This window comes from Tateyamaria sp. GN1-10 (genome assembly GCF_055693845.1).
Map to the genome: position 1 here is coordinate 1,189,917 of NZ_JBVFUR010000004.1, position 25,335 is coordinate 1,215,251.

Below are 25,335 nucleotides of genomic sequence, written 5' to 3' on the forward strand. Positions count from 1 at the left end.
TAGGGCATGTTACGGCCTGTAAAACCGCACAATAATGCATCGTTTTTGGTGACGCAGCCCTTGACGTTCTGCGATGAATCCTTCCAAACTATGGCCCACTGGTTGGGGACAACTCCGGCTGGATAGCCTTCGGCGGAGCATGGACACTCAGGCTGCGCTGATCGAACCGCCAAAATACGGCGGAAAATCAGGAAGAGGTAAAAATGAAAAAAACCGTAATCTTTGGCGCGCTGACCGCCGCTGGCATGGCTGCCGGCGCTGCGGCTGCTGGCACGCTCGATGACGTGAAAGCACGTGGCACGCTGAACTGCGGCGTGACAACCGGTCTGGTCGGCTTCGCCGCACCTGACGCAAACGGCGAATGGGACGGCTTCGACGTGGCTGTGTGCCGCGCTGTGGCTGCTGCTGTGCTGGGTGATCCCACCGCAGTTGAATTCGTGCCCACAACCGGCAAGACGCGCTTCACCGCGCTGGCTTCGGGCGAAATCGACATGTTGGCCCGCAACACCACGTGGACGTTCAGCCGCGATGTGGACCTCAAGTTCACCTTTGTTGGCGTGAACTACTACGACGGCCAAGGCTTCATGGTTCCCAAGGATCTGGGCGTGTCCTCGGCCAAGGATCTGGACGGCGCAACCGTCTGCATCCAGACCGGCACCACGACCGAGCTGAACCTGGCGGACTTCTTCCGCTCGAACAACATCAGCTATGAGCCGGTTCCGATCGAAACCAATGCCGAAGCGCAACAGCAGTACCTTGCAGGTGCCTGTGACGTGTACACCACCGACGCATCGGGCCTGGCCGCAACACGCGCCACGTTCGAAGCCCCCGGTGATCACGTTCTGCTGCCCGAAATCATCTCGAAAGAGCCGCTGGGCCCGCTGGTCCGTCACGGCGACAACGAGTGGGGCGATGTGGTCCGCTGGACCCTGAACGCGCTGATCTCGGCAGAAGAGCTGGGTATCACGTCGACCAATATCTCTGAAATGTCCGGTGGCACCGACAACCCGGAAATCAACCGTATCCTGGGCACCGAAGGTACCCTGGGCGAGATGCTGGGTCTGGACGCTGACTGGGCGATGAAAGCGATCAACGCCGGCGGCAACTATGGCGAAATCTTCGAGAAGAACATCGGTGAAGCCACTCCGATCGGTCTGGCCCGTGGCCTGAACGCTCAGTGGACCGATGGCGGCCTGCTTTACAGCCCGCCCTTCCGCTAAGATACCAAGCCGAGGGGCGCAGGTTAAACCCTGCGCCCCTTGCGCATCTGGGGCACAAGATCGCTGAAAACAGCGGCGCAGCTGCCTGAAAATACAGACAGTTATGAAAACCCGGCCCCGCGTCACTGACGCGCAAAAACCAAGGCCGGAACCACGGGGAAAACCTCATGACAACGATGACCGACCCTCCACAGGAGTCGTTCCGCCTGTCGATGCTTTTGAACGACACGCGGTACAGATCATACACATTCCAATTCATTGCCCTGATCGTACTGATCGCGTCTGCCGCCTTTTTGATGAGCAACCTGTTCAGCAATCTGGCTGCCGCGGGTTTGAACATCTCCTATCAATTCCTGGGCACCCCAGCGGGCTATGACATAAACCAAACTCTGATTGACTACAGCAGCCAGTCGACCAATGCGCGCGCCGCACTGGTGGGCATCCTGAACACGCTGCTTGTGGCCTTTCTGGCCTGTGTGACGGCGACCATCTTTGGCGTGATCGCCGGGGTTCTGCGCCTGTCCAACAACTGGCTGGTCAGCAAGCTGATGTCCTTCTACGTGGAGATCTTCCGGAACATCCCTGTGCTGATCTGGATCATCATCATCTTCACCATCATGATCGCGGTCCTGCCGGGGCCAAGGGCGTTCCGCGGGGACGAACCGGCGGCAAGCATGGTGTTCGATGCCATCGCCTTTACCAACCGCGGCGTTTACATCCCCGCACCCGTGTGGGGCGCAGGATCACTGTTGGTTGTGGCCACGTTCCTGCTGTCAATCGTTGGCGTGATTGCCTACCGCCGCTATGCCACCAAACTGCTCTACGATACGGGCCGTTTGCTGCCCATGGGTTGGCCCAGCCTGGCCATTCTGTTTGTGCCAACGCTGCTGGTCTATTTCATCATGGGAATGCCGATCGGGCTCGATTATCCGGTGCTCAAGGGTTTCAACTTTTCCGGTGGGATCAAGGTCGGTGGACCGTTGATCGCCCTGTGGTTCGCCCTGTCAATCTATACAGGCGCCTTCATCGCGGAAAACGTCCGAGCGGGTATTCAGGCCATTTCCAAAGGGCAGTCTGAAGCCGCAGGCGCGCTGGGTCTGCGCCAGGGCCGGATCATGAACCTTGTGGTGCTGCCACAGGCGCTGCGGGTCATCATCCCGCCGCTCATCTCGCAATACCTCAACATCACCAAGAACTCATCGCTGGCCATCGCCGTAGGCTACGCCGATGTCACGGCCACACTGGGTGGGATCACCCTGAACCAGACCGGGCGTGCCATCGAATGCGTTCTGTTGCTGATGCTGTTCTATCTCACGATCTCGCTGTGCATCTCGGCGATCATGAACGTCTACAACAATTCCGTTAAGTTGAAGGAGCGCTGAGCCATGTCAGATACATCTGCTGCCTTTGTGCGCACCGAACAAGTGCCACCTTCACCACCGCCGGCCTCGGCAACGGGACCTGTCAAATGGGCCAAGGACAACCTGTTCTCGACACCGCTCTATAGTCTGCTGACGATTGCCGCATTCTATTTCATCTACCTGATCCTCGCCAACACACTGCCGTGGATCGCCAACGGCGTCTGGGGCACGTCCAGCCTGGCAGAATGCCGCGAAGCGCTGAACGGCGTGTCGGGGGGCTGCTTCTCGGTCCTGACCGAGCGGTGGAACCAGCTGCTGTTCGGGTTCAAATACCCGGCGGATCAGTACTGGCGCCCCGCGTTGACCTTCCTGCTGTTCTTTGCAGCCGCCGCACCGGTGCTGTTCTTCAAATTGCCGCGCCAATTGTTATTGTTTACGGCGCTCTTTCCGTTCATCGCCTTCTACCTGATCTGGGGGGGCACGATCCTCACTCCGATCCTGGCGCTGGTCGGGTTCGTGGCGGGCTACTTTGTCTACCAACACTTTGTGGCGGGCAGCTTTGCCGCCGGTTTCTTTGGCGGGATCGCGACGGCCTTTGTCGTCTGGATCATCGGCGGGATGCTGATCCCTGCAAACGCGAACGAAGGCGCGTTGCTCAGCACCGTGCCCAGCCGCGATCTGGGGGGCTTCATGCTCAACATGATGCTGGGCGTGACCTGTGTGTCGCTATCGGTGCCTCTGGGCATCGCACTGGCGCTGGGCCGGCAATCGGACATGCCGCTGATCAAATGGATCTGCGTGGTCTTTATCGAGTTCATTCGTGGCGTGCCGCTGATCACCCTGCTGTTCGTGGCAAGCGTGATGCTGGCGTATTTCTTCCCGCCGGGCACAACGACCGACCTATTCCTGCGGGTTGTGATCATGATCACGATGTTCTCGGCGGCCTACATCGCCGAGGTGATCCGGGGTGGCCTCGCCGCCCTGCCACGCGGCCAGTACGAAGCGGCGGACAGCCTCGGCCTCGACTACCCCCAGGCCATGCGGCTGATCATCCTGCCACAGGCGCTCAAGATCTCGATTCCGGGCATCGTGAACGTGGCGGTGGGTCTGTTCAAGGACACCGTGCTGGTCTCGGTCATCTCGATGTTTGACCTGTTGGGCATGATCCGCGGTCCCATCCTCGCCTCCACCGAATGGAACGGGGTCTATTGGGAACTTCTGGGCTTTGCCTCGCTTCTCTTCTTTGTCGTCTGCTACGGCATCTCTCAATACTCGCAGTGGCTGGAACGCCAGCTTGCGACCGATCACCGCTAAGGAGTGGCTGATATGACTGAACAAGTTGCAATGAACGTCTCAAACGAAGTCGCGATTTCAATCGACAAGATGAACAAGTGGTACGGGACATTCCACGTGCTGCGCGACATCGACCTGACGGTGTATCAAGGCGAACGGATCGTGATCGCCGGGCCTTCGGGCTCTGGCAAATCGACCCTGATCCGCTGCATCAACGCGCTCGAGGAACACCAGCAGGGTACGATCACGGTGGACGGCACCGTGCTGTCCTCGGACGTCAAGAATATCGACAAGATCCGGTCCGAGGTTGGCATGTGCTTCCAGCACTTTAACCTGTTCCCGCACCTGTCGATCCTTGAAAACTGCACGTTGGCCCCGATCTGGGTGCGCAAAACGCCCAAGAAGGAAGCCGAAGAGATCGCGATGCACTTCCTGGAAAAGGTGAAGATCCCCGATCAGGCCGACAAGTATCCCGGTCAGTTGTCTGGTGGTCAGCAACAGCGCGTGGCGATTGCCCGCTCGCTCTGCATGCGTCCAAGGATCATGCTGTTCGACGAACCAACCTCGGCGCTCGATCCGGAGATGATCAAAGAGGTGCTCGACACCATGGTCGAGCTGGCCGAAGAGGGCATGACCATGCTCTGCGTGACGCACGAGATGGGCTTTGCCCGTCAGGTGGCGAACCGGGTGATCTTCATGGACGAAGGGCAGATCGTGGAACAGAACGAACCCGAAGAGTTCTTCAACAACCCGCAGAGTCCCCGGACCCAGCTGTTCCTCAGCCAGATTCTCGGCCACTGATCAAGCGGGGCGGGGGACACCCCCGCCTTACAAGGCCGCCCGGGCAAACCTGAAGCGGCCTGACCTCATCCCTAAATGATGGTTATGAGGCATAACCAACTTCCTTCTTCTGGCTAAAAATACCTTGGGGTTTGGGGCAAAGCCCCATCAAAAACTGCATCGCGTCGCCGTCAGGCGGCCATTGGATGTTTCCGAAAGTCTGGAACCGAAAATACCCTGCCGCGCTTACGCGCTCTCGGGACATTCTCGATCAGAGGTTTTAAGGTGATTTCGGAAACATCCGAGATCACCGCACGTTGCGTTAACCGCCCAACATCCGCCCGGTGGGGGTGTACAGGGGGTGTACGGATGCTGCACGGGGGGTGACACCCTGTCTCAAGCCGTCAATCTCAATGAAAACAAGGTGAATACACGGGGCGACTCACTCCGCAATCACCTCACGTGGCACAGCAAAGTCGACCACTTGCCCGACACGCCAATCAATCTCGGCCCAGCTGTCCACGTCAAAGCGGATGATGGCGGTTGCGCAGGTCGGGTAGTCCAGAAAGCGCGGGTGTTCTGGCGGTTGCTCCACGACCCGTTCTGCAAAATCGGCAATGCCGGGGTTGTGGCCCAGCACTAGAACGGCCTGTTCCGTTTGCTCTTTCAGCACCGTCATCATTGTCTCGGCCCCGGTGTGATACAGGGCGCGCGAAAACTTCACCGGTATATCAAACGCCAACCCCAGAAAGGTCTGCCCGGTCCGCTCACTGGTCGAACTGACAGCCGCTTGGGGGACATGGCCCTTCCGCCGCAACCAATCGCCCATGGCCTGTGCAGAGGCCTTGCCCCGCGCGTTCAATGGCCGGTCGTGATCCATCAATGCAGGATGATCCCAGCTTGATTTGGCATGGCGCATCAAGATCAGAGTGCGGGTCATCGGTGAAAGGCTTTCATGTGAAACGCGGTTTGGGCATCGGGCCGGTCAAAGCTCTGACTGACCGGGCAAGCCCGCCGCACATGGCAGCCCCGGGTCATGCATTGAACACCGGCAGGCGTATCAAGATACGCCTTACAGGCAGGCACATCATAGGCCGTTTCGGCAGACAATGCACCCACCGGACAGGCAGTAACACAGGGCCGATCTGTGCATGCATCGCAAGGACGCGACCCTTCGGATGCATCTTTGAATTCATGCGTGAATTCCAGTACCCCCGGATCGAAATCATCAGACCGGCGCGGTCATGGATCATCATGCCTGTTGGGCTTTGCCAGAACCGCCCCGTGTCCAATGCCCACGCTATGAAGGGGGCGTAGGGTGGCCCGTCAGATGGAAAATGCGCCGTTGCCCCAAGACGGTCTGCTATCCCGTTCAGAACGCGTTTGGACCAGGTGTCGACAGGGTTTTCAGCCGCGTCGATATACTCGGCACTTTGGGTGAAGACAGACCACCAATGCGCGTCTGTGCCGACGAGAACCTTGTTCGATGTGTGCCCCATGACCACCAAGCCATGTGGATCAACTGCGGCTGAAACAGCCTTGAGGATCATTTCCGGGCAAAGGGCAAGGACAGGGACCAACCAAGCCTCGAGGGGCGGTCATCTTGCCATTCCAGGCCCACTTGCATGTCGTCATGCCCGGCTTCGGGTTGGGCAATATAGGTGCCGAACATGCGATCCCAGATCGACAGCGAAAAACCATAATTGCTGTCATGTTCGTGCCGGTGCACTGAATGGTGCACACGGTGCATGTCAGGCGTCACAAGCAAGCGCCGGACGATGGCGTCGAGCCACAGGGGCAGGCGGATGTTGGCATGATTGAACATGGCAGTGCCGTTCAGGATGATCTCGAACAGGATCACCGCGACGGCAGCGGGGCCAAGCAGATATACAGCGCCAATCTTGATCAGCATGGACAGGCCGATCTCAATCGGATGAAAGCGGATAGCCGTGGTCACATCCATGTCCACATCGGCATGGTGCACGCGGTGCAAGCGCCACAGGATTGGCACCTTGTGCGTGATGAGATGCTGGGCCCAGATGATGAAGTCGAGGATCAGGATGGCCGCGACAACCTCGATCCAAGTGGGCAGGGAAAGGGCATTGAACAATCCCCACCCCTGGTTGGCCGCATCAACCGCCGCGCCAACAGCCAGCACGGGCAGTACGAACGTCATGACGCGGATGAACAGCGTATTCGCGATAGTGATGCCCCAGTTGGTGACCCAGCGCCGCGACCGGCTTTGAGTGCGTGCCCGGCGCGGCAGCACGGCTTCGGTCAATGCAAAGAGCGTAAACAGACCGAGGAAGACACCAAAGCGAATGAGCGTTTCGTTTTCCATGCCCCATATCTACCGCCGGGTTGCCGTTGCGCAATGCGGCGTGCAGACACGTTTGCGTCAGCGCGGGCGAATGATGGACCCGGCGCCGTGGTCGGTAAAAAGCTCAAGCAGGCAGGCATTTGGGGCACGTCCGTCGAGGATAACGACCGCGCGCACGCCGCTGGCAATGGCGTCGAGAGCGGTTTCTGTCTTGGGGATCATGCCGCCCGCTATGGTGCCATCCGCTGTCATGTCACGGATCTGGTCAGCGGTGAGTTCGGTCACAACCTCGCCCTCCGCGTTTTTAACTCCGGATACATCAGTCAGCAGCAAAAGGCGGTCCGCCTTGAGCGCGCCCGCGATGGCGCCTGCGGCCGTGTCACCGTTTATATTGAAGGTCTCTCCGCCTTGGCCGGAGCCAAGAGGCGCGATCACCGGTATCATTGACTGTTCGAACAGCGTCGAAAGGATCGTTGGGTCCATCTGCGCGGGCGTACCGACGAGGCCAAGCGCGGCGTCCGTCTGATCGCAGCTGATCAGGTTCGCGTCCTTGCCCGACAGGCCCACGGCCTTGCCCCCCGCCCGGTTGATGGCTTGCACGATGCGCTTGTTGACGACCCCGGACAGCACCATCTCGACCACTTCCATGGTCGCGGCGTCTGTTACACGCTTGCCGTTCACGAACTCCGATTGAATATCGAGACGCTTGAGCATGTCGTTGATCATCGGCCCGCCGCCATGCACGATCACCGGGTTTATGCCGACCTGTCGCATCAGAACCACGTCATTGGCAAAGCTTTCCATTGCCTCGTCCGATCCCATGGCGTGGCCGCCCAGCTTGATGACGACGGTGGCCCCGGTGTAGCGCTGCATGTAAGGCAACGCTTGGCTGAGGGTGCGGGCAGTGGCGATCCAGTCGCGGTTCATATCTTGGGTCTTCATCTTGGGTCTATGATGATTGCGCTGTTCACTGTCTTGCCCCAGCCTTGGAGCGGGGCCAAGATTTTTCGTACGAAAAATCTTCCGCGTCAGAAGAGCGTTGCGATGATGGCGCGCAGGGTTGCGATGCCGTCACCCTTTTCGCTGCTGGTCAGCACGATCTCGGGAAAGGCGGCGGGGTGTTTTGACAGTGCGCACCGGACCTGCGTCAGAACGGCATCCCGGTCCTTAGCCTTCACCTTATCCGTTTTGGTCAGCACGCATTGAAACGTGACGGCGGATGTATCCAGCAGTTTCAGAATCTCTTCGTCCACCTTCTTGATCCCGTGCCGCGCATCAATCAGGACAAAGGCGCGGCGCAGGGTCTGACGACCTGAAAGATACTGTTTGAGCAGGCGCTGCCATTTCTCGACCACGGGCAGGGGGGCGTTGGCATAGCCATAGCCGGGCAGGTCGACCAGATAATGATCGTCACCGGCCGTGAAGTAGTTGATCTCCTGCGTCCGGCCGGGTGTGTTCGATGCACGTGCCAACCCTTTACGGCCCGTCAGTGCGTTGATCAGAGATGATTTTCCGACATTTGACCGCCCGGCAAAGCACACCTCCATCCGGTCCGCCGGGGGCAGGCCGGACATGGCCACGACGCCTTTTACAAACTCGGTTTCGCCAGCGAACAGCAGTCTGCCGCGTTCAGCAGTTTGCGGATCGGGGTCTTCGGCGATGGGGAAGGGCAGGGCTGTCATGACAATCGGTCGCCGATTGCTACGGTTCCGCCCGATTTGACCTTGAAATAGACACCGAAGTTTCGCGTGTTCCAGCCATCTTCAAGCGCGCGTAGCATGCCGATATCCCGCGTGCCAGTTTGCGGATTGGCGTCCGGTGCCCTGCACCGTTCAATTGGCTCAACCGGAGAAAGTGTTGCACCCCCGAGGGTGATATCGCCTGCAAGCAGGTCAATCTCTTCCCATGGCGCCAGGTCGTCCAGCCACAGATTGATCCGGAACCGCCTCATATCAACATGCATACCGGCCTTCTGACTGAGGGCGCGCAGCGAAGACAGGTTTCCGATCGAGACTGAGGCAAAGGGCACGTCTGTCATACCCTGCTGTGGAGCCTTGACCAGCCTTGCGGGACCGGGCCGGTTGTCGGGCCACAAATCCCCGATCCAAGCACCAAGCGTAGCGGGCTCGGTGGATGGATTAAAATCAAGTGGGTCGCGAGAGGGGTGGGTCAGGACGACGCCCGTCTGTGTGCTGACAGCACCCACCGCGGCCAAGGCAGGACCGGACGCAACCTGCAAGAAGTTGCGTCGTGGTTGCCAATCATCCGTGTCCTCGGCCTCGGCATTCAGAAGTGCCCAGGCCCGATCACCAACAACTGCCTCTTCCCGGGTCAGGTCGATCTGCTCACAGGCTTCGCAACCGATCCCCTTGATCGGATGCCGCCAAATATGGGCGAGCGTGCCTGTCACTTCTTGGGTTCCTCGGCTGCTTTCTTCTTGAAGCTGCCGGTGATGTTGCTCAGCAGATCGGGTTTGTACCCCTGACTGCGCATGATCAGATATTGCTGGGTGAAGGTGATCACGTTGTTGGCGATCCAGTACACGACCAGCCCGCTGGCAAAGCTGCCCAGCATGAACATGAAGACCCATGGCATCCAGGCAAAGATCATCTGTTGGGTGGGGTCGGTAGGTGCCGGATTCAGCTTCTGTTGTAGCCACATCGAAATACCCAGTAGAAGCGGCAGGATGCCGATAAAGACCAGGGCCATCAGGCTGTTGGGATCGGGTGCTGCGTTGGGCAGCAGGCCAAACAGGTTGATGATAGACGTCGGGTCAGGTGCGCTGAGGTCCTGGAATGGTCCAAAGAAGGGCGCATGCCGCAATTCGATCGTGACGAAGATCACTTTGTAGAGCGAGAAGAAGATCGGGATTTGTAAAAGGATCGGCAGGCAACCAGCGGCCGGGTTTACCTTTTCCTTCTTGTATAGCTCCATCATACCTTGCTGAAGCTTCTGCTTGTCGTCGCCGGCCTGTTCTTTCAGTTTCTCCATTTGCGGCTGAAGTTCTTTCATCTTCGCCATCGAAACGTACGATTTATATGCAAGCGGAACCAAAACGGCCTTGATGATCAGGGTCAGGCCGATGATTGCCCAGCCCATGTTGCCGATCAGTTTGTTCAACTCGTGCAGCAGCCAGAAGATCGGCTTGGTCAGGAAAAAGAACCAACCCCAGTCGATGCTGTCGATGAACCCTTGGACACCACCGGACTGGTATTCGCGAATGGTTTCCCACTCTTTCGCCCCTGCAAAAAGTTGTGTTTGAACCGCGACCGTTGCACCATCTGCTACATCCTGCGTCGGCAGTCGGGTAACAGCCCGGTAGACATCACTGCGGGGGGCGTAGGTCAGTGCTTGGTCAAAGCTTTGAACGCCTGTGGGGATCAGGATCGACTGCCAGTAATGGTCGGTAAAGCCAACCCAGCCATCCGTCACGCCTTCGGTCACGATTGCCGGACGACCCCAGGACGGATCCACGTCAGCGTCGGGGATTTCATCCCAATCGATTTCCGCAAGTTCTCCGTCCGCCATGGCCACTGCACCTTCGTGCAAGATGAAGAAGTTCTTGAGATCGGATGGTTCTCCATGCCGGGTCAACATGCCATAAGGTGCAACCCGAACCGCTGCCCCGCTGGTATTTGTTACCGATTGGGTGATGTCGAACATGTACTGGTCATCAATGCTGATGATCCGTTCAAAAACCAGGCCATCCCCGTTATTCCACGTCAGAGTAACTGGTTCACCAACAGACAACGTGTCGCCTGCGGCCAGGGACCAGGTTGTGTTGGGACCCGGTACTGCGTCAGCGTCGAGCCCGCCGCCGGGTGCCCAGCCATAGACGGCATAATATGCGTCCGCCGTGCCAACAGGCGACAGCATCCGAACGATGTCGGCATCTGGCTGAAGGCTTGTCCGGTAGTCTTTCAGACGCAGATCGTCGATACGGCCACCCAGCAGGGAGATAGAGCCCGAGACACGTGGTGTTTCGATGTCGATGCGCGGTGCGTCAGCCGTCTCTGTCGCGACCTCCGTTGCCGGTTCGGCCGCGTCGCCTATTGCCGGTGCCGTTGGCACCGTGCTGGCATCTTCCGGCTGCGCTGTGGTTGGTGCAGCCGTATTAAGCGGAACCTCCGGTTCTGGCGGGGGAAACAGCACAAACCATACGAGAATGACAAGGAAACTGAGCGCCGTTGCAAGAATGAGGTTCTTGTTCTGATCGTCCATCGGGGACTGCCACCTGCTGTCTGAAACGTTGCACGGGTTCAACAGAGTGCAGGGCCAAAGGTCAAGCGGATTCGGGCGCTGGGTACGGCGTGGCGCAGCAAGCGTGGCGCGGGCCCGACGTCTTCAAGACCCCAGCACCCTCTATGCGTGCATTGCTCGTTGGATCCGGTTTGCGCCTCAGTTCGTCCGGCGCACGGGCAACGATGGCGCATCCTGCACCTTGCTTTCATGGGCGCGCACCCAATCCAGTGTTTTTTCAAACGGCATTGGGCGTGCAATGCCAAAGCCCTGCACATAGTCGCAGCCCAGCTGTGCGAGAAGGGCGTGTTCGCCAACCGTTTCAACACCTTCAGCCAGCGTTTCGATGTTCAGGCGTTCTGCCATTGTCAGAACAGCACTGATCATCCTTTGTTGTTCCGGATCGCGATCAGCCTTCATGACGAAGGAGCGGTCAATCTTGATCCGTCCCACGCCAAAACGGCGAATGGATGAAATGGACGCGTGACCTGTACCAAAGTCGTCCAAGTCGACCCGGCACCCGAGTTTCGTTAATGCGTTGATGTTGCGCGTTATCGTGTCGTCCGTATTGTCTGTGACCACGGTTTCGAGAATCTCGACCGTAAGCCGGTCCGACGTCAGGTCGAAGCGGTCGAGTTCCCAACGCACTTTGTCCACCAGCTTTGGATTGTTGAGTTCCGAGCCGCTGAAGTTAACCCCAACGTGAGGGACATTCAGACCTGCAGAGTCCCATGCCTTAAGCGCCGTGAAGCTGTGATAAATCATGATTTCAGCCAAACGTTCCAATAACCCTGCATCTTCGATTGCGGGCAGGAATTCAGCCGGAGAAATTGCGCCCTTGTCTGGGTGTATCCAGCGGGCCAGCGCTTCGAACCCGGCGACCTTCCCGGTATCCGTGGAGATTTGTGGCTGAAACCAGGGTTGGATGTGCCCTTGTTCCAATGCTGCGGCCACTTCGTCGCGCAAATGTGCCCGGCTTTTGAGGCGCGAGTGCAATTCGGTCGAGTAGGCGCGCACGGAAGATGGGCCGCGGCGCTGTGCTTCGGTCAGGGCCGCGAGCGCACCATTGCTCCAGTCATGTCCTGTAGCACCTGGCGCACGGTTCAGCAGGCAGAAGCCGATACTGACGGACACATAGATCGTGGTGCCATCGATGGCGATGGGCTCTTCAATGGCCTGCTGGTAGCGGCTGCACATCTGGATACAGCTTTCCAGATCGAGATGCTGCACCGCGCCAAGGCAGAGAGAAAACCGAAAATCGCCGGTGCGACAGACTATGTCTGTATCTCTCATAGTGGCGACCAGGCGGTCTGCCACCGCTTTTAGGATACGGTCCGTTGCAGCAGGTTCGAACCGTTCGCTGAGGGCGGTGTGGTCGTCCAGCTCAATCGAGAAGATGGCGCTGTTCCGGTCGGCGCGTGGCGCGTCTGCACGCATCACATCGACCTTGTCGGCAAAGTCATCCTGCGAGACGAGACCCGGCTGCAGGTTTCGGGCAATGCGTTTGCGCAACAGATCCTCGATCCCGCCGAAGACAAACCACGCAACCGGCAATGCGATGGCGACGGCAATCAATGCGACTTCACCCCAAATCCAGAATGCCGCCAGCATCATTGCAGGAAGGAATGCAAGCATCTGGGGACCAGTCAGCATCGTCGTTGCGTGTTCGCGCAATAATTTCAGCTTGTCTGGCGTGCGGAACTGCATGTTTGACCCCTTGTTCATAACCACGGCGTCGGCCGCACGTTGGTCAAGCAATAAGAGAACGGGGTAAGTCAGCGCTTAACGCAGATCGGGAATGTTCACGTTTTTTTCTTCAAATTTTTCGGAACTGCGCAAGAGGCCTGCGAAGTCAAAAAGCTTGGGATCCAGCAGATGGGACGGCCGCGCATTCATCAACGCCCGGAACATGACCTGACGGCGCCCCGGGCTATTGGCTTCCCAGCCGTCGAGGATCTGTTTGACTTGCTGTCTTTGCAGCCCGTCCTGGCTACCGCACAGATCGCAGGGGATGATGGGGTAGTTCATTGCCTTCGCGAACTTCTCGCAATCTGCCTCGGCAACGTGGGCGAGGGGGCGGTAAACGAACAAATCCCCCTCTTCATTCACAAGTTTAGGCGGCATCGTGGCAAGGCGCCCGCCGTGAAACAGGTTCATGAAAAAGGTTTCCAGAATGTCGTCGCGGTGATGGCCCAGCACAACTGCGGTGCAGCCTTCCTCGCGCGCGATGCGATATAGGTTGCCACGCCGCAGCCGTGAACACAGGGCGCAAAAGGTGCGGCCCTGAGGCACTTTGTCGACAACGATGGAATAAGTGTCCTGATACTCGATCCGATTGGGCACCTGCATGCGCTGCAGAAACTCCGGAAGAACAGTTGCAGGAAAGCCGGGCTGACCCTGATCCAGATTGCAGGCCAGCAATTCGACAGGCAAAAGCCCGCGCCATTTCAGTTCGTGGAGAACGGCCAGCAATGTGTAGCTGTCTTTGCCACCGGACAGGCAGACCAGCCATTTGCCACCCGGTTCGATCATGCCGTATTGCTCGATCGCCTCGCGCGCGTACCGCACGAGCCGTTTGCGCAGCTTCTTGAATTCGGTTGTTGCGGGCGCCCCGGCAAAAAGAGGGTGAATGTCGTCGCTGTCGTCAAGCATAGGGCCACCTTTGGGCTGCGATTGCGTCCTCATATACCAAGCAGACCGTGAACCAAAAGAGCCTGCGCAGCGTATCCATATCAAAATGTAAAAGGGATGTGGTCATGCGATGGGCAATCTTGGCCTTGGGATTGATGGTTCTTGGGGCCTGTACTGGTAAGCCGTCGATAGATGATGCGGCTTTGTCTGAGCGGAAGCTGAACCTCGAAGAGTTCTTTGATGGGCGCGTCACGGCATACGGCCAGTTTCAAGATGTTCTCGGCACTGTTCGCCGTCGATTCACCGTTGAAATCAACGGGACTTGGGATGGACAGACGCTCACTCTGGTCGAGGATTTTGTCTATGAAGACAACAGCACCGAACAGCGTGTTTGGACGCTGCGAAAAACAGGACCGGACAGTTGGGAAGGCACCGCACCGGGTGTGATTGGAACGGCGACGGGGCAAGAGAAGGGCGATACCTTCAGCTGGCAGTACACGATTGATCTGCCCGTTCCGGATGGTACGCTGCGTGTGACATTTGATGACTGGATGTGGCTGTTGAGTGAGGACCGCTTGTTGAACCGTGCGTACATCAAGCGCGCAGGAATCGACATCGGCGATGTCATCATCACCTTCGAAAAGCAGTGACAGTATTGGAACTCATTCTGGGCGTTACTATCTAACTGATGCGCTCAAGATCAAAACTTGTGGCGTGCATACCCCGCTGCGAATTGCGCGGCGGAAAATAGGCCGCTCCCGCCTCGCCCCCCAGGACAGCGGAGCGGCCACTTTCCTACGGATCGTCCCGTTCTGGCACCGGATCGTAACCGTCGCCGCCCCAGGGATGGCACCGCCCGATGCGCCGCGCTGCCATCCAGGTTCCTTTGATCGCGCCATGTTTTTCCAACGCTTCCATTGCATAGGCGCTGCACGTGGGCTGGTAGCGGCAATTGAAGCCAACCCACGGGGAAAAGAGCAGGCGATAGGCACGGACGGGTAGGGAGACGCAAAAGGCAAGGGGGCTCATTGCAGCTTGTCCAATGCTGCATTGCAGTCGTCGATAAGCGCAGCAAAAGGTCGTGTGGCTGTTTCTGTGGCGCGTCCAACAAACACATAGTCTGTTGCAGGTGCCCCCCGGTGGCTGAGCACGTGCCGCGCCACTTCGCGCAAGCGGCGCTTGGCCCTGTTCCGCGCGATCGCATTGCCAACCTTCTTTGAGCACGTGAAGCCAATTCGGATTGGGCCATCGTCATGCCGCGGGCGCACCTGAAGAATAAAGCCGGGCATCACGACGCGCTTGGCTCGGGCAGCGCGCAGAAAATCTGCCCGCTTTTTCATTGTCTCCAAACGCAATGGCCCCGCCGGCGGCATATCTTCGCCAGCGTCAAAGCTGGGCGAAAAGGCCTCCGGCGGGGTCATGATCATCCCTTTCGGGTGCGTGCTTTATGCGCTCAGCGACTTCCGACCGCGGGCGCGGCGGGCGTTGAGGATTTTGCGGCCAGCTTTGGTCGCCATGCGGGCACGGAAACCGTGGCGCCGCTTGCGCACGAGATTCGAAGGTTGGTAGGTGCGTTTCATCGCATTGGCTCCGGGTCTGTTGGCCCTCGGGTCCCGCGGATTCTGGGAGGGGCTGTATTCGAAGCCCGTCCTCTAAAGCGGCGAGGGGGGCAAGTAAACCCTTTGGACACCTAATTTCGTCATCATTGCAACAAAAGGGTCCGGGCAGGCCGATCTATGTTTCAATGACGCACAAGAGCGGCAAAAAACCTCACGGAATTGGACATATCCGTTCAACGGGCCGTGAACACCCTGTTTTGACAGGTGCGACGGGCGCATTTTCAGGTCACAACCACCGCAACGCATGGCGCAAGGCAAAGAGCGCCTCAGAGGAATTGGTATGACCGACACGAGCCAACCACGCAAATCCAGCCTGATGCGGAACCTCCCGCTGATCGGCATTCTGATCGTTGCTGCGATTGGCGCTTTTACCTTGCGCGACTACCTTAGCTTCCAGACCCTAGCAGACAATCGTGAGGCGCTGATTGCGTTTCGCGACGGCAACTACCTGATGACGGCGTTGGTGTATGTTGCAATCTATATCCTGATTGTGGGGTTTTCACTGCCCGGTGCAAGTATCGCGACACTGACGGGCGGTTTTCTTTTGGGACGGTCTTTGGATCGATATTCACTGTGACGGCTGCCACAATTGGAGCGTCGATCATCTTTCTGGCGGCGCGCCACGGCTTCGGAGAAACCTTGGGTCAACGCATGGAAGCGTCCAAAGGGACCATCAAAAAGATCAAGGACGGCATTGATGAAAACCAGTGGTCCATGCTGTTTGTGATCCGCTTGGTGCCGGTTGTTCCGTTCTTTGTTGCCAACCTGATCCCGGCTTTCATGCAGGTTCCGTTGCACCGGTATGTCATCTCGACCTTTTTAGGCATCATCCCCGGATCGGTCGTTTACACATCGGTTGGGGCCGGTCTGGGCGAAGTGTTCGCTCGCGGAGAGACGCCGAACTTTGGCATCATATTTGAACCGCATGTCCTGTTGCCTATCCTTGGGCTCGCGGCGCTATCGCTGCTGCCGGTCGTGGTCAAGGCCGTTACAGGCAAGAAAGGTCTTTGAACCGATGAAACGTATCAAGACTGATCTCCTGGTGATCGGGGCCGGGTCAGGCGGGTTGTCCGTTGCAGCCGGTGCGGTGCAGATGGGGGCGAAGGTTGTCCTGCTCGAAGGACACAAGATGGGGGGCGATTGCCTGAACTATGGCTGCGTCCCGTCGAAAGCACTGATTGCAAGCGGCAAGATGGCATACGGCCAGACGCAGGGCGCCGAATACGGCGTCGCCAATGCCGTCCCGCAGATCGATTATGCTTCCGCCAAGGACCATGTGAACCAGGTTATCGCGCAGATCGAGCCGGTTGATAGCCAGGAACGTTTCGAAGGTCTTGGCGTGCATGTCATCCGCGAGTTTGGTCACTTCATCTCGGGCAAAGAGGTGCAGGCGGGCGACACGGTCATCACGGCACGTCGTATCGTCATTGCCACGGGTTCGAGCCCGTTCGTGCCGCCGATTGATGGCATTGATACGGTTCCGTATCTGACAAATGAAACCTTGTGGGAACTGCGCGAACGCCCTGAACACCTGCTGATCATCGGCGGTGGCCCCATCGGGATGGAAATGGCGCAAGCGCATTGCCGTCTCGGGTCCAAGGTGACCGTAATCGAAGGTGACAAGGCGCTGGGCAAGGATGACCCTGAGATGGCCGGCGTGGTTCTCACCAAGCTGCGCGGTGAAGGGATTGAGATTGCCGAAGGTGCCTTGGTCGAGAAGATCGAAGGTGGAGATGGCACTGTAACGGTGCACTCCAAGGATGGTCGCAGGTTTGCCGGGTCGCATGTGTTGGTGGCCGTTGGCCGCAAGTCGAACACCGACAAGCTGAACCTTGAGGCCGCCGGGATCGAAACCACCCACGCAGGGATCAAGGTTGACGATAGCTTGCGCACGACCAACCGCCGCGTCTATGCCATTGGTGACGTCGCTGGTGGCCTGCAGTTTACACATGTGGCGGGCTACCATGCTGGGGTCATCATCCGGTCATTGCTGTTCGCGCTGCCCTCCAAAGCCAAGACAGCTCACATCCCGTGGGCAACATACACCGACCCTGAACTGGCACAGGTCGGTTTGACCGAGGCGCAAGCGCGCGAGGCGCACGGTGACCGGCTGGAAGTTGTCCGGTTTCACTACAATCACAACGACCGGGCGATCGCGGAACGCAAGACCGAAGGCTTGATCAAGGTTATGGTGGTCAAGGGACGACCCGTTGGCGCCTCAATCGCCGGTCATCAGGCAGGTGAGTTGATCAACCTGTGGTCACTGGTGATCGCAAACAATATGAAGATGAGCCAGATCGCCGCCATGGTGTCGCCTTACCCAACGATTGGCGAGGTAAACAAACGCGCTGCAGGTGCCTATTTTAGTCCGCGCCTTTTTGAAAGCAACGCGGTTAAGCGGGTGGTAGGTCTTGTACAACGCCTTATTCCCTGAGCACATAGCACGATGATGAACTCTCTCTCTGGCCGCTTCCTTATCCTGACCACGATCTTCGTGATGCTGGCCGAGGTTTTGATCTTTGTGCCGTCTATTGCGCGGTTCAGGGAAGAGTATCTGCAGAACCGCCTCGAACGCGCCCAGATTGCCTCGCTTGCCCTCCTGGCGGACGACATGATCGACAGCGATCTCGAAAAAGAGCTGTTGGAGAACGCGGGTGTTTTCAATGTCGTTCTGCGGCGGGACGAAGTGCGGCAATTGATGTTGGCATCACCGATGCCACAACCCATCGATGACACGTTCGACCTGCGGGATGGCACCGCCCCGGTTCTGATACGCGATGCATTGATGCGCATCCTTGAACCCGACAACGAAGTCATCCGTGTGATAGGGGCGCCAACTCGCGAAGCCGGGCTTCTGATCGAAGTTACAATGGAAACGGCGCCGCTGCGCGCTTCCATGATTGATTATGGTATCCGCATCCTTGTTCTTTCCGCTGTCATCTCGATTGTCACCGCGGGGCTTTTGTTCGTTGCAGTCCGTGCGATCCTTGTGAAGCCGATCCGCGGTGTCGTCGGTCACATGCAGCGCTATGCGGCGGCACCTGAGGATGCGCGGCGCATCATTACGCCGAATGCTGGTGTGACTGAACTGCGCGAGGCCGAGGAAGCCCTGCGCAGCCTGCAGACGGAACTCATATCGGCCCTGCGCCAAAAGGATCGTCTCGCGCAACTTGGCAGTGCCGTGTCCAAGATCAGCCATGACCTGCGCAATATCCTGACCTCTGCGCAGCTCTTTACAGACCGTATCGAGGCGTCTGAAGATCCGCTTGTGCGGCGCATGGCGCCAAAGCTGGTCAACTCCATGACAAGAGCTGTGCACCTGTGCGAAAGTACGCTGGCGTTTGGGAAGGCCGAGGAACCCAGCCCCACGCTTATGATCTTCACTCTCGATGATCTGGTGGCGGACGTATTGGACAGCGAACGCCTTGCGGTCGGTGATCACGACCTGTCGCTGAGTGAAAACATCCCTCCGCTGTTCTCGCTTCGTGCAGATCCGGAACAGTTGTTCCGCGTAGTATCAAACCTTGTGCGCAACGCGCGACAAGCCATCATTGCCACAGGAAAACCGGGCGAGATTAATGTGTCCGCCTACGAGGATGCTGACAATTGGTGGATCGAGATCTCTGACACGGGCCCCGGCCTACCTCCCAAAGCCCAAGAGCATCTGTTTCAGCCATTTCAGGGCGGTGTTGCAAAGGGTGGTACAGGGCTTGGTCTAGCCATTGCCCAAGAGTTGGTGCGCGGGCATGGCGGTGCACTTGAGTTGGACCGAACGGGGCCAAAGGGGACAGTTTTTTCTATCCGATTGCCGAAAGGTGATGACATCTGACCTGCGGTGCACTTTTGCCGAGATAAGCTCTTGCAAACCCCGAACCACGGGACTAAACCGCCCGACAGTGGACCGATAGCTCAGCTGGATAGAGTACTTGACTACGAATCAAGGGGTCGGGGGTTCGAATCCTCCTCGGTCCGCCACTTATTTTCTTTGTTGTCGAACGTCAGACGAAATTGGCTTTTGCGTCATAAACTGACCCAATCACCGCGAACCGGACGTTTGTAGCTCGGTCGCAGACGTCCGGTTCGTACCTCCCGCACCTGGTTGATGGACCGAACCGCAAGCTGTCGTTTTGTCGGTAACCGCTCGCGTTCTAGTCGCTGACGGCCCAGAGCCGACATCCAGCGCCTGTTCGGGATGCTGCGGTTGCAGCCCGCTTGCCGGACATTCGCTGCGCATGCAACTTTCGAGGTTGCTCGAACTCACCATACGCGGACGAAACGAACATTGGACCGAACTGCTGGAATGTCCGCTTCAGAAAATCGAGGAAATTGGAAGTACAACTCATCCAACTTGATTTCAGATCGCCGCGCCACCGTTTACAAGCATGTTGTGGCCGATGATCCACGCGCCGCCATCTGTTTCGACGATCTCGACACCTATGTAGAAGCAGGGCGCGCAGGACTTGGGCCGATCTGTGTGCTGTCATTCCGGGTGGGACGACACTTGGCTAGTGGAAGAACTCGTTGAGATGCTGAGTGATTGGCGTGGGGCGGCCATCAACGTACAAGCATTAACTCCCGAACGGCGTCACAGATTCCGACGTGTCGGAGTTGTGCTCGACTGGCTTAAGTGTAGCGTTTCAGTCTGAAGCGGGTGCAAAGCTTATCTGAATAGAGCCAACGTTCGTGCCGATGACGAGCATCGATACATTGGGCTCGCTTCAGAAATCAACTGTAACGTGATTTGACGACGGCACCGCGGACAAAGCTGAAATTCTGATGAGCGTTCGATTCAAAACAGAGGCCCATCAGCTCGGGACAGCGCGATAGCAATTCTTTGACTGTAAAGCCGGTCGCTGGCCCCGAAGGCGCGTTTTCGGCGCTACCCAGTGTTGCGTCCTCGAACAAGACTGCCGCGCTACCTTGGATGCCACGGAGCATGGACAGGGCCAGGTGCGAATTGCCAGCGGCAAGTTCTGCCAAGAGCGGCGCCGGCACGAAGACGACGTCGCATTTTGTTTCCGCCTTCACATGGGCCGGCGCGACTGCATCGAACAAGGCGACGTCGCCATGCCAGTTTCCCGGTCGGTCATCGACCCATTCGAAGGGCGTTGCCGCGCCGACGATGTGGCGTGACATCCACCAACGCCCCTCAATGAGGAAGGTGAAGTCGGCTCGTGGGGTTGCCGGATCAAGGATGACCTCACCGGCATCATATGTCGTAAAATCCGCTTCTTCGGTAAGCTTTGTAAGTGCGGCGTGTTCAAGTTTTGAGAAGTGGTCGATTCGGCTCAGCTTTTGTTCAGTCATATTCATGGGTCTATGCTGTTTTTTTACGGAAAGAAGTGGTCGGTCTGCCACCCACCACGCCTTCGGGTATTACGCTACAGCGGCGGTGAGGCTTTTGCCGTCACGGACGATGTAATCTGCCCAAGTCGCTGGCGGCCTGCCAACCGCGCGCTCAAAGGCTGAGATATCGAACGTCGCATCTGCATTGGGGATCGCGCCTGCAGCATTGAGCCGGAACTGGTCGCGGATACAGGCCATATAGGCGGGATCTGCGCCAGCCCCGACAGCACCATCATAGAAGACCTGAGGATCAAGCGGGGCTATCTCGATCGGGCGCCCGGTATGTTCGCCGATCTTGCGTGCTACATCCGAGATCGTTGCCGCATCATAACCGAGCCGCCAGACCTGACCTGCAAACGCATCTGGGTCCTTCAGAGCCGCGGCTGCAATCGCCGCGACGTCTTGTGCGTCGACCCAGCTCCAGCGCGCATCACCAATCAGATTGGTCAGCGCGCCGCTTTGCAGCCACCCGAAAGTCAGAACGTTCTGCATGAAGGCTTCCGGGCGGATATGGGTGAAGCGGAAGCCCTGATCCTCAACGTAGGCTTCAATCATCCGATGCCAGCCCCAATGCGCGACCTCGGCCGTGTCGGCACCTGACGCACCGATATGGACGATATGATCGACACCGGCCCGCTTGGCCGCGTCAATGACCCGCTTCGATTGCTTGATAAGGTCGACGGAGTATCCCCCCATCAAGAGAATGCCATCGACATCGACGACAGCTTTCTCAACCGTCTGCATGTCATCTAGGTCAAGATGCACGTGCTTTGCGCCAAGCTTTTGCATGGCTTCGGCCTGATCGTCGCGGCGGACAGCCGCGAGCGTTTCGACACTGGGCGCCTTGGTCAGTGCGCGAACGACGTCCCTGCCGACCTGCCCTGTGGCTCCGATAACAAGAAGGCGGCGTTGTTTGAGAGTAGTCATGGTTTTTCCTTTCGTAAGTCTTTGTCAATTTTGGATTGTTGGTGTCATTCGCCGCTGATCGCGTCCTTCTGGACGTCGCCCGCACCGCCGCGCCAACCGGTCTCGCGCAGCCAGCTTTCGAAGCTGCGCAGGCCAGGGTAGATTGCGCGCAAAGCATCATAATCGCGCGGTGCCGAATGGCCTTTCCGGTAGAAGATGAAGTTGTTGAGCACGTCGTGCGCGTTGGGCAGGTCTGACGCGAGAAACGCCTCGTCACTCGGCGGTGCAAATTCAGCAGGGACACCTGTGACTTTCTCGAAGGTTGCGGCGGCCTCTGAAATCGTTGGCGCGTCTGAACCAATACGCAGCGTCTTGCCGCCCCACTGGTCGGGATCAGCGAACATAATCCGGGCGAACGCGCCGATATCGTCGAGCGCGACCATCGGCCATGGCGCATCTCCTGCCAGTGGCCCGCGGAAGATCAAACCTTCGCGGCCATCACTGAGAGTGCTTTTCTCAGGCAGAAAGATGCTCTGGAAGTTTTCGATATAGGGTTCGGTCACCAGAATAGCGGTGTTATTGGTGTACCAACCGTCATGGTCTTGCCGGAAGAACTCATCTGACCTGCGCCAATCCATCTCGTGCTCGACAGAAGCCTTCGCGTCATAGTGCGGAACTGGAACAGCACCGTCAGACCGGTTCGCCGCCGCGTCTAGTGAAGAGTGTATGAACAACGTGACACCGGCACGCTCCGCAGCTTCAAGAACTTTCAGACCATATGCCCGCTCCCTGGCAACAGACTTCTCACCTGCTGTCCAGAAATTGGTGTTTGAGAAGGCCCCGTAAGCGTCCTTCATCACCGCATCGAGGCCGGTTCCGTCGTAAAGATCGCCGATGACGAACGCGACCCGGTCACCACCCGCCGCCTTCATGGCCAGCGCGCGCTCACTTTTTGGATCGCGTGTCAGAAGGCGAACGTTCCAGTCTTCGGTCTCGTCATTCAACAGCGTGTTGACGACCGCGCGGCCCATGGCCCCGGTGCCGCCGATTAATGCGATTGTCTTGGTCATGGCTTCGTTCCCTTTTCAGATCGCTGGTGTGTCTGCATGAAAACCAGCTTCGAAAAGAGAGATAGGTGACACTCATCATCTATTGAAACGCATTGTGTGGATAAGTAATATCCATGACATGAATTTAAGCCGGTTTGACCTCAACCTTCTGCTCGTCTTCGAAGCCCTCTTGACGGAGAGGCATGTGACGCGCGCCGGTCGTCGTCTCAATCTCAGCCAGTCCGCGACCAGCAGCGCGCTGCGGCGTCTGCGTGAGGCGCTGCAGGACGATCTGTTCGTCCGCACCGCCGATGGTATGATCCCGACGCCACGCGCGCTGGAGCTGGCTGAACCCCTGCGCCGCGCGCTGCGAGATGTGCGCTCGGCTTTGGACGGCGGCACATTCGATCCGTTGACGGCCGAACGCACCTTTACCGTCAGCGCGAGCGATTATGACGTGGCGCTTCACGTGCCGCGTCTGGCGCAGCGTCTTTCGAAAGAAGCCTCCGGGATCGACCTGCGGATTCTGCCACACATCAACGTAGACGCCGTGGCGCAGGTCGACACGGCCGAGGTTGATGCAGCCCTTGGCTGGTTTCCCCGCGCGCCCCAGCGGCTCCATACGGAACTGTTGCTCGAGGAAAGCTTCGTCTGCGTGATGCGCCGAGGGCATCGGCTCGCCGGGAACCTGCTCAAACTGGAGGACTTCGCCTCAGCATCCCATCTTCTGGTGACACTGGTCGGCGATACCAGCGGCATAATCGACGACCTTTTGGCCGAACGTGGTCTTGAGCGCCGCGTCGCTATGACGATCCCACATTTCGCCGCCGCACCAAGTGTTCTCGCTCACTCGGATCTAATCGCGACATTGCCGAAACGGCTGTCAGACCGGTTTTCTGCCCAACACGGCCTGATTGCGCGCGAACTGCCGTTCGAGAGCCACCGCACAAGGCACGAGATGCTGTGGCATCCACGGGTGGACAATCATCCAGCGCATAAGTGGTTGCGGCAGATTATCAAAACTGCAATCGCAGGTGCCTGAGACGGAGCACCATGAGCTATCAGCAGCGCTGATGCCATCTTTATGGAAGCTTTATTGCCGTTTGTTGGTTGGGACGAGCGTCCAACGCCAGAAATTTCAAAGTCCACTCTTTCAGTGCGTGGGCCACAGCTTCGCCACACCATGATCGAAAGCCCCCTTGGTGGGACCCAGCAATGAAACGTGTCGAGCATTTGGGGGACAGGTTCACTACGTCACTCAGTGTCGGCAGGACAGACGTCCGCTGAACTTTCACTGGGTCGCTGCATTGTACGGGTTCGGCCTCGACACAAACGACTGGAAAAGGGAGCTTTCAAAATGGCTTCGATCAAGGCCGCGATCTGCATGTTTTGCGCCAGCATTTTGCTAGGCGGCTCAACAATTGCACAGAACGTTACTTCACCCTTGATAGACGGGCGTCCGTGGTCCGTCACATTGCCCGATGGACGTGCCATCGCAATGACGTTCATGCCGAACGGCGTTGTGGTGGCATCGGCTGTGTACGGGTCATCAGCCATGAGATGGGTCAGAAATGGCAATGTTCTGTGCATCTCCGGGGCACCGACCTTCGGCGCCGCCGCGATGCACCCTGTCCCCAGACCAGGCCCCAAGATACGACCCGGACCGGGCCCGAAAATCCGCCCAGGCCCCGGTCCCAAAATTGCGCCCAGAGCGCAGCATGCGCCGAGCGTCCAGCAAAGACAGTGCCTGAGCCTGCAGGCCTACGGTACCGGGTATGCTGGATACACCGACCAAGGACACATGGTGCTGTTCAACCGTTGAGCAGGCTTTAGCCTCTGTTTGCACGATCACGCAGATCCGCGCACAAACAGGCCCGACGTCAGAAGGTCCACGTGGTTTTTAACAAGGTGCTGCATGTCCAAGGGGGCGATGTCTTCAAAGGTCAGCCTCCAGATCGCGGCCATAACAACGGGGGCCATGATCAGTTTCGGATCGTAATCCAGCGCTTCGGGGCGGACCTCTCCTCGTGCGACACCATGGGCCAGCATCTGGGACATCATGTCCTGTGCGGCCGACAATATCGTGTCGTGGTAAAAGCGCGTAAGCTCTGGAAACTGGCGCCCTTCGGCGATCAGGACACGCAGCAACACGATTGTGTCCTTGTCGACAAGTCGCGCGTACATCGTGTTGAGCATTTGGGACAACACCTCGGAAAATGGCTGATCGGCCGCGTCGCCTGAGGGCCGTGCGTCGGTCATAACGGCACCGACACGCACGCGAAACGCTTCTTGAATCAGCGCCTCCTTGTCTTCGAAATACAGGTACACCGTGGACCTCGCGATCTGTGCCCGCGCTGCTATCGAACCGATTGTCGTCGCCGAGTATCCCTTGATCCCGAATTCCTGCACGGCTGCATCAATGATGTCGGTCGGGCGCATGTCCTTGCGCCGCCTGCGTTTGGTTTGTGTCATTTTATGTCTCTTGTTGAAACGCCATTCGTTAATGACATATGTGTCATTAGTATTCTCAAGGACGAGAAATGGCCAATCCTGATCGATCCCAAGCCCCTG

At 58.1% G+C, this 25,335-nt stretch carries 25 protein-coding genes, 1 tRNA gene and 1 pseudogene; 10 read left to right on the forward strand and 17 right to left on the reverse strand.

Going from position 1 to position 25,335, the window contains the following annotated elements:
• The first annotated feature begins 203 nt into the window (after nucleotides 1-203).
• From ACZ1HN_RS07655 to ACZ1HN_RS07670, 4 genes are all read left to right on the forward strand, one after another.
• On the forward strand, nucleotides 204-1,220 hold the full coding sequence (locus tag ACZ1HN_RS07655; RefSeq protein WP_299751095.1) for an amino acid ABC transporter substrate-binding protein: 1,017 nt from the start codon (nucleotides 204-206) through the stop codon (nucleotides 1,218-1,220).
• 167 nt (nucleotides 1,221-1,387) lie between these two features.
• Nucleotides 1,388-2,602: an amino acid ABC transporter permease gene (locus tag ACZ1HN_RS07660; protein ID WP_299210916.1), complete on the forward strand. Its 1,215-nt coding sequence runs from the start codon at nucleotides 1,388-1,390 to the stop codon at nucleotides 2,600-2,602.
• 3 nt (nucleotides 2,603-2,605) lie between these two features.
• Nucleotides 2,606-3,895: an amino acid ABC transporter permease gene (locus ACZ1HN_RS07665; protein ID WP_299210919.1), complete on the forward strand. Its 1,290-nt coding sequence runs from the start codon at nucleotides 2,606-2,608 to the stop codon at nucleotides 3,893-3,895.
• Between the two features lie 12 nt (nucleotides 3,896-3,907).
• Nucleotides 3,908-4,675: an amino acid ABC transporter ATP-binding protein gene (locus tag ACZ1HN_RS07670; RefSeq protein ID WP_299210922.1), complete on the forward strand. Its 768-nt coding sequence runs from the start codon at nucleotides 3,908-3,910 to the stop codon at nucleotides 4,673-4,675.
• 421 nt (nucleotides 4,676-5,096) lie between these two features.
• Here the strand turns inward: ACZ1HN_RS07670 and ACZ1HN_RS07675 are convergent, their stop codons facing one another.
• The 9 genes from ACZ1HN_RS07675 to ttcA form a co-directional block, all read right to left on the reverse strand.
• A complete protein-coding gene (locus ACZ1HN_RS07675; protein WP_472727045.1) occupies nucleotides 5,097-5,594 on the reverse strand; it encodes a SixA phosphatase family protein in 498 nt (165 codons plus the stop codon).
• Between the two features lie 94 nt (nucleotides 5,595-5,688).
• Nucleotides 5,689-6,204: a hypothetical protein gene (locus ACZ1HN_RS07680; RefSeq protein WP_472727046.1), complete on the reverse strand. Its 516-nt coding sequence runs from the start codon at nucleotides 6,202-6,204 to the stop codon at nucleotides 5,689-5,691.
• Nucleotides 6,201-6,995: a sterol desaturase family protein gene (locus ACZ1HN_RS07685; protein WP_472727047.1), complete on the reverse strand. Its 795-nt coding sequence runs from the start codon at nucleotides 6,993-6,995 to the stop codon at nucleotides 6,201-6,203. The genes ACZ1HN_RS07680 and ACZ1HN_RS07685 overlap by 4 nt, the downstream gene beginning before the upstream one ends.
• 57 nt (nucleotides 6,996-7,052) lie before the next feature.
• On the reverse strand, nucleotides 7,053-7,916 hold the full coding sequence (gene argB, locus ACZ1HN_RS07690) for an acetylglutamate kinase (RefSeq protein ID WP_472727048.1): 864 nt from the start codon (nucleotides 7,914-7,916) through the stop codon (nucleotides 7,053-7,055).
• An 86-nt stretch (nucleotides 7,917-8,002) separates the two neighbouring features.
• Complete coding sequence (gene yihA, locus ACZ1HN_RS07695; protein ID WP_472727049.1) at nucleotides 8,003-8,656, reverse strand: ribosome biogenesis GTP-binding protein YihA/YsxC; 654 nt, start codon at nucleotides 8,654-8,656, stop codon at nucleotides 8,003-8,005.
• Nucleotides 8,653-9,384, reverse strand: coding sequence for an MOSC domain-containing protein (locus ACZ1HN_RS07700; RefSeq protein ID WP_472727050.1), 732 nt, complete (start codon nucleotides 9,382-9,384; stop codon nucleotides 8,653-8,655). Before ACZ1HN_RS07700 ends, yihA begins: the two co-directional genes overlap by 4 nt.
• Nucleotides 9,381-11,195: a membrane protein insertase YidC gene (gene yidC, locus ACZ1HN_RS07705; protein WP_472727051.1), complete on the reverse strand. Its 1,815-nt coding sequence runs from the start codon at nucleotides 11,193-11,195 to the stop codon at nucleotides 9,381-9,383. The genes ACZ1HN_RS07700 and yidC overlap by 4 nt, the downstream gene beginning before the upstream one ends.
• A 177-nt stretch (nucleotides 11,196-11,372) precedes the next feature.
• Nucleotides 11,373-12,938 (reverse strand): putative bifunctional diguanylate cyclase/phosphodiesterase, encoded by a 1,566-nt coding sequence (locus tag ACZ1HN_RS07710; protein WP_472727052.1) that lies wholly within the window; start codon nucleotides 12,936-12,938, stop codon nucleotides 11,373-11,375.
• 57 nt (nucleotides 12,939-12,995) lie between these two features.
• A complete protein-coding gene (gene ttcA, locus ACZ1HN_RS07715; RefSeq protein WP_472727053.1) occupies nucleotides 12,996-13,865 on the reverse strand; it encodes a tRNA 2-thiocytidine(32) synthetase TtcA in 870 nt (289 codons plus the stop codon).
• 104 nt (nucleotides 13,866-13,969) lie between these two features.
• On the opposite strand from ttcA, the gene ACZ1HN_RS07720 reads away from it, so the two are divergent.
• On the forward strand, nucleotides 13,970-14,494 hold the full coding sequence (locus ACZ1HN_RS07720) for a DUF3833 domain-containing protein (RefSeq protein WP_472727054.1): 525 nt from the start codon (nucleotides 13,970-13,972) through the stop codon (nucleotides 14,492-14,494).
• A 145-nt stretch (nucleotides 14,495-14,639) separates the two neighbouring features.
• Here ACZ1HN_RS07720 and yidD read toward each other — a convergent pair whose 3' ends face one another.
• From yidD to rpmH, 3 genes are read right to left on the reverse strand one after another with little or no spacing between them, the layout of a single operon-like run.
• Complete coding sequence (gene yidD, locus ACZ1HN_RS07725; RefSeq protein ID WP_299210951.1) at nucleotides 14,640-14,873, reverse strand: membrane protein insertion efficiency factor YidD; 234 nt, start codon at nucleotides 14,871-14,873, stop codon at nucleotides 14,640-14,642.
• On the reverse strand, nucleotides 14,870-15,265 hold the full coding sequence (rnpA, locus tag ACZ1HN_RS07730; RefSeq protein WP_472727055.1) for a ribonuclease P protein component: 396 nt from the start codon (nucleotides 15,263-15,265) through the stop codon (nucleotides 14,870-14,872). The genes yidD and rnpA overlap by 4 nt, the downstream gene beginning before the upstream one ends.
• 24 nt (nucleotides 15,266-15,289) lie before the next feature.
• Nucleotides 15,290-15,424 carry a 50S ribosomal protein L34 gene (gene rpmH / locus ACZ1HN_RS07735; RefSeq protein WP_005980833.1) on the reverse strand — a complete coding sequence of 45 codons (135 nt, stop codon included), beginning with the start codon at nucleotides 15,422-15,424 and terminating at the stop codon, nucleotides 15,290-15,292.
• A 319-nt stretch (nucleotides 15,425-15,743) separates the two neighbouring features.
• Between rpmH and ACZ1HN_RS07740 the strand changes: the two are divergent.
• From ACZ1HN_RS07740 to ACZ1HN_RS07755, 4 genes and pseudogenes are all read left to right on the forward strand, one after another.
• Nucleotides 15,744-16,474, forward strand: a pseudogene (locus ACZ1HN_RS07740) (TVP38/TMEM64 family protein).
• Nucleotides 16,475-16,478: 4 nt separating this feature from the next.
• Nucleotides 16,479-17,897 (forward strand): dihydrolipoyl dehydrogenase family protein, encoded by a 1,419-nt coding sequence (locus ACZ1HN_RS07745; RefSeq protein ID WP_472727056.1) that lies wholly within the window; start codon nucleotides 16,479-16,481, stop codon nucleotides 17,895-17,897.
• 12 nt (nucleotides 17,898-17,909) lie between these two features.
• Nucleotides 17,910-19,292, forward strand: coding sequence for a sensor histidine kinase (locus ACZ1HN_RS07750; RefSeq protein WP_472727057.1), 1,383 nt, complete (start codon nucleotides 17,910-17,912; stop codon nucleotides 19,290-19,292).
• A gap of 69 nt (nucleotides 19,293-19,361) precedes the next feature.
• Nucleotides 19,362-19,438, forward strand: a tRNA-Arg gene (locus tag ACZ1HN_RS07755).
• A 750-nt stretch (nucleotides 19,439-20,188) separates the two neighbouring features.
• Here ACZ1HN_RS07755 and ACZ1HN_RS07760 read toward each other — a convergent pair.
• The 3 genes from ACZ1HN_RS07760 to ACZ1HN_RS07770 all read right to left on the reverse strand — a co-directional run bounded on the left by ACZ1HN_RS07760 (nucleotide 20,189) and on the right by ACZ1HN_RS07770 (nucleotide 22,785).
• The gene (locus ACZ1HN_RS07760) at nucleotides 20,189-20,776 is read right to left on the reverse strand and encodes a cyclic nucleotide-binding domain-containing protein (RefSeq protein WP_472727058.1); all 588 of its coding nucleotides are present in this window, start codon (nucleotides 20,774-20,776) and stop codon (nucleotides 20,189-20,191) included.
• 63 nt (nucleotides 20,777-20,839) lie between these two features.
• Nucleotides 20,840-21,736, reverse strand: a complete 897-nt coding sequence (locus ACZ1HN_RS07765; protein ID WP_472727059.1) for an NmrA family NAD(P)-binding protein — start codon at nucleotides 21,734-21,736, stop codon at nucleotides 20,840-20,842.
• 44 nt (nucleotides 21,737-21,780) lie between these two features.
• On the reverse strand, nucleotides 21,781-22,785 hold the full coding sequence (locus tag ACZ1HN_RS07770; RefSeq protein ID WP_472727060.1) for an NmrA/HSCARG family protein: 1,005 nt from the start codon (nucleotides 22,783-22,785) through the stop codon (nucleotides 21,781-21,783).
• A 118-nt stretch (nucleotides 22,786-22,903) separates the two neighbouring features.
• Between ACZ1HN_RS07770 and ACZ1HN_RS07775 the strand changes: the two genes are divergently transcribed.
• On the forward strand, nucleotides 22,904-23,806 hold the full coding sequence (locus tag ACZ1HN_RS07775; protein WP_472727061.1) for a LysR family transcriptional regulator: 903 nt from the start codon (nucleotides 22,904-22,906) through the stop codon (nucleotides 23,804-23,806).
• Between the two features lie 212 nt (nucleotides 23,807-24,018).
• Here ACZ1HN_RS07775 and ACZ1HN_RS07780 read toward each other — a convergent pair whose 3' ends face one another.
• Together ACZ1HN_RS07780 and ACZ1HN_RS07785 are read right to left on the reverse strand one after the other, a co-directional pair.
• The gene (locus tag ACZ1HN_RS07780; protein WP_472727062.1) at nucleotides 24,019-24,321 is read right to left on the reverse strand and encodes a hypothetical protein; all 303 of its coding nucleotides are present in this window, start codon (nucleotides 24,319-24,321) and stop codon (nucleotides 24,019-24,021) included.
• A 291-nt stretch (nucleotides 24,322-24,612) separates the two neighbouring features.
• Nucleotides 24,613-25,236, reverse strand: a complete 624-nt coding sequence (locus ACZ1HN_RS07785) for a TetR/AcrR family transcriptional regulator (RefSeq protein ID WP_472727063.1) — start codon at nucleotides 25,234-25,236, stop codon at nucleotides 24,613-24,615.
• Between the last annotated feature and the right edge of the window lie 99 nt (nucleotides 25,237-25,335).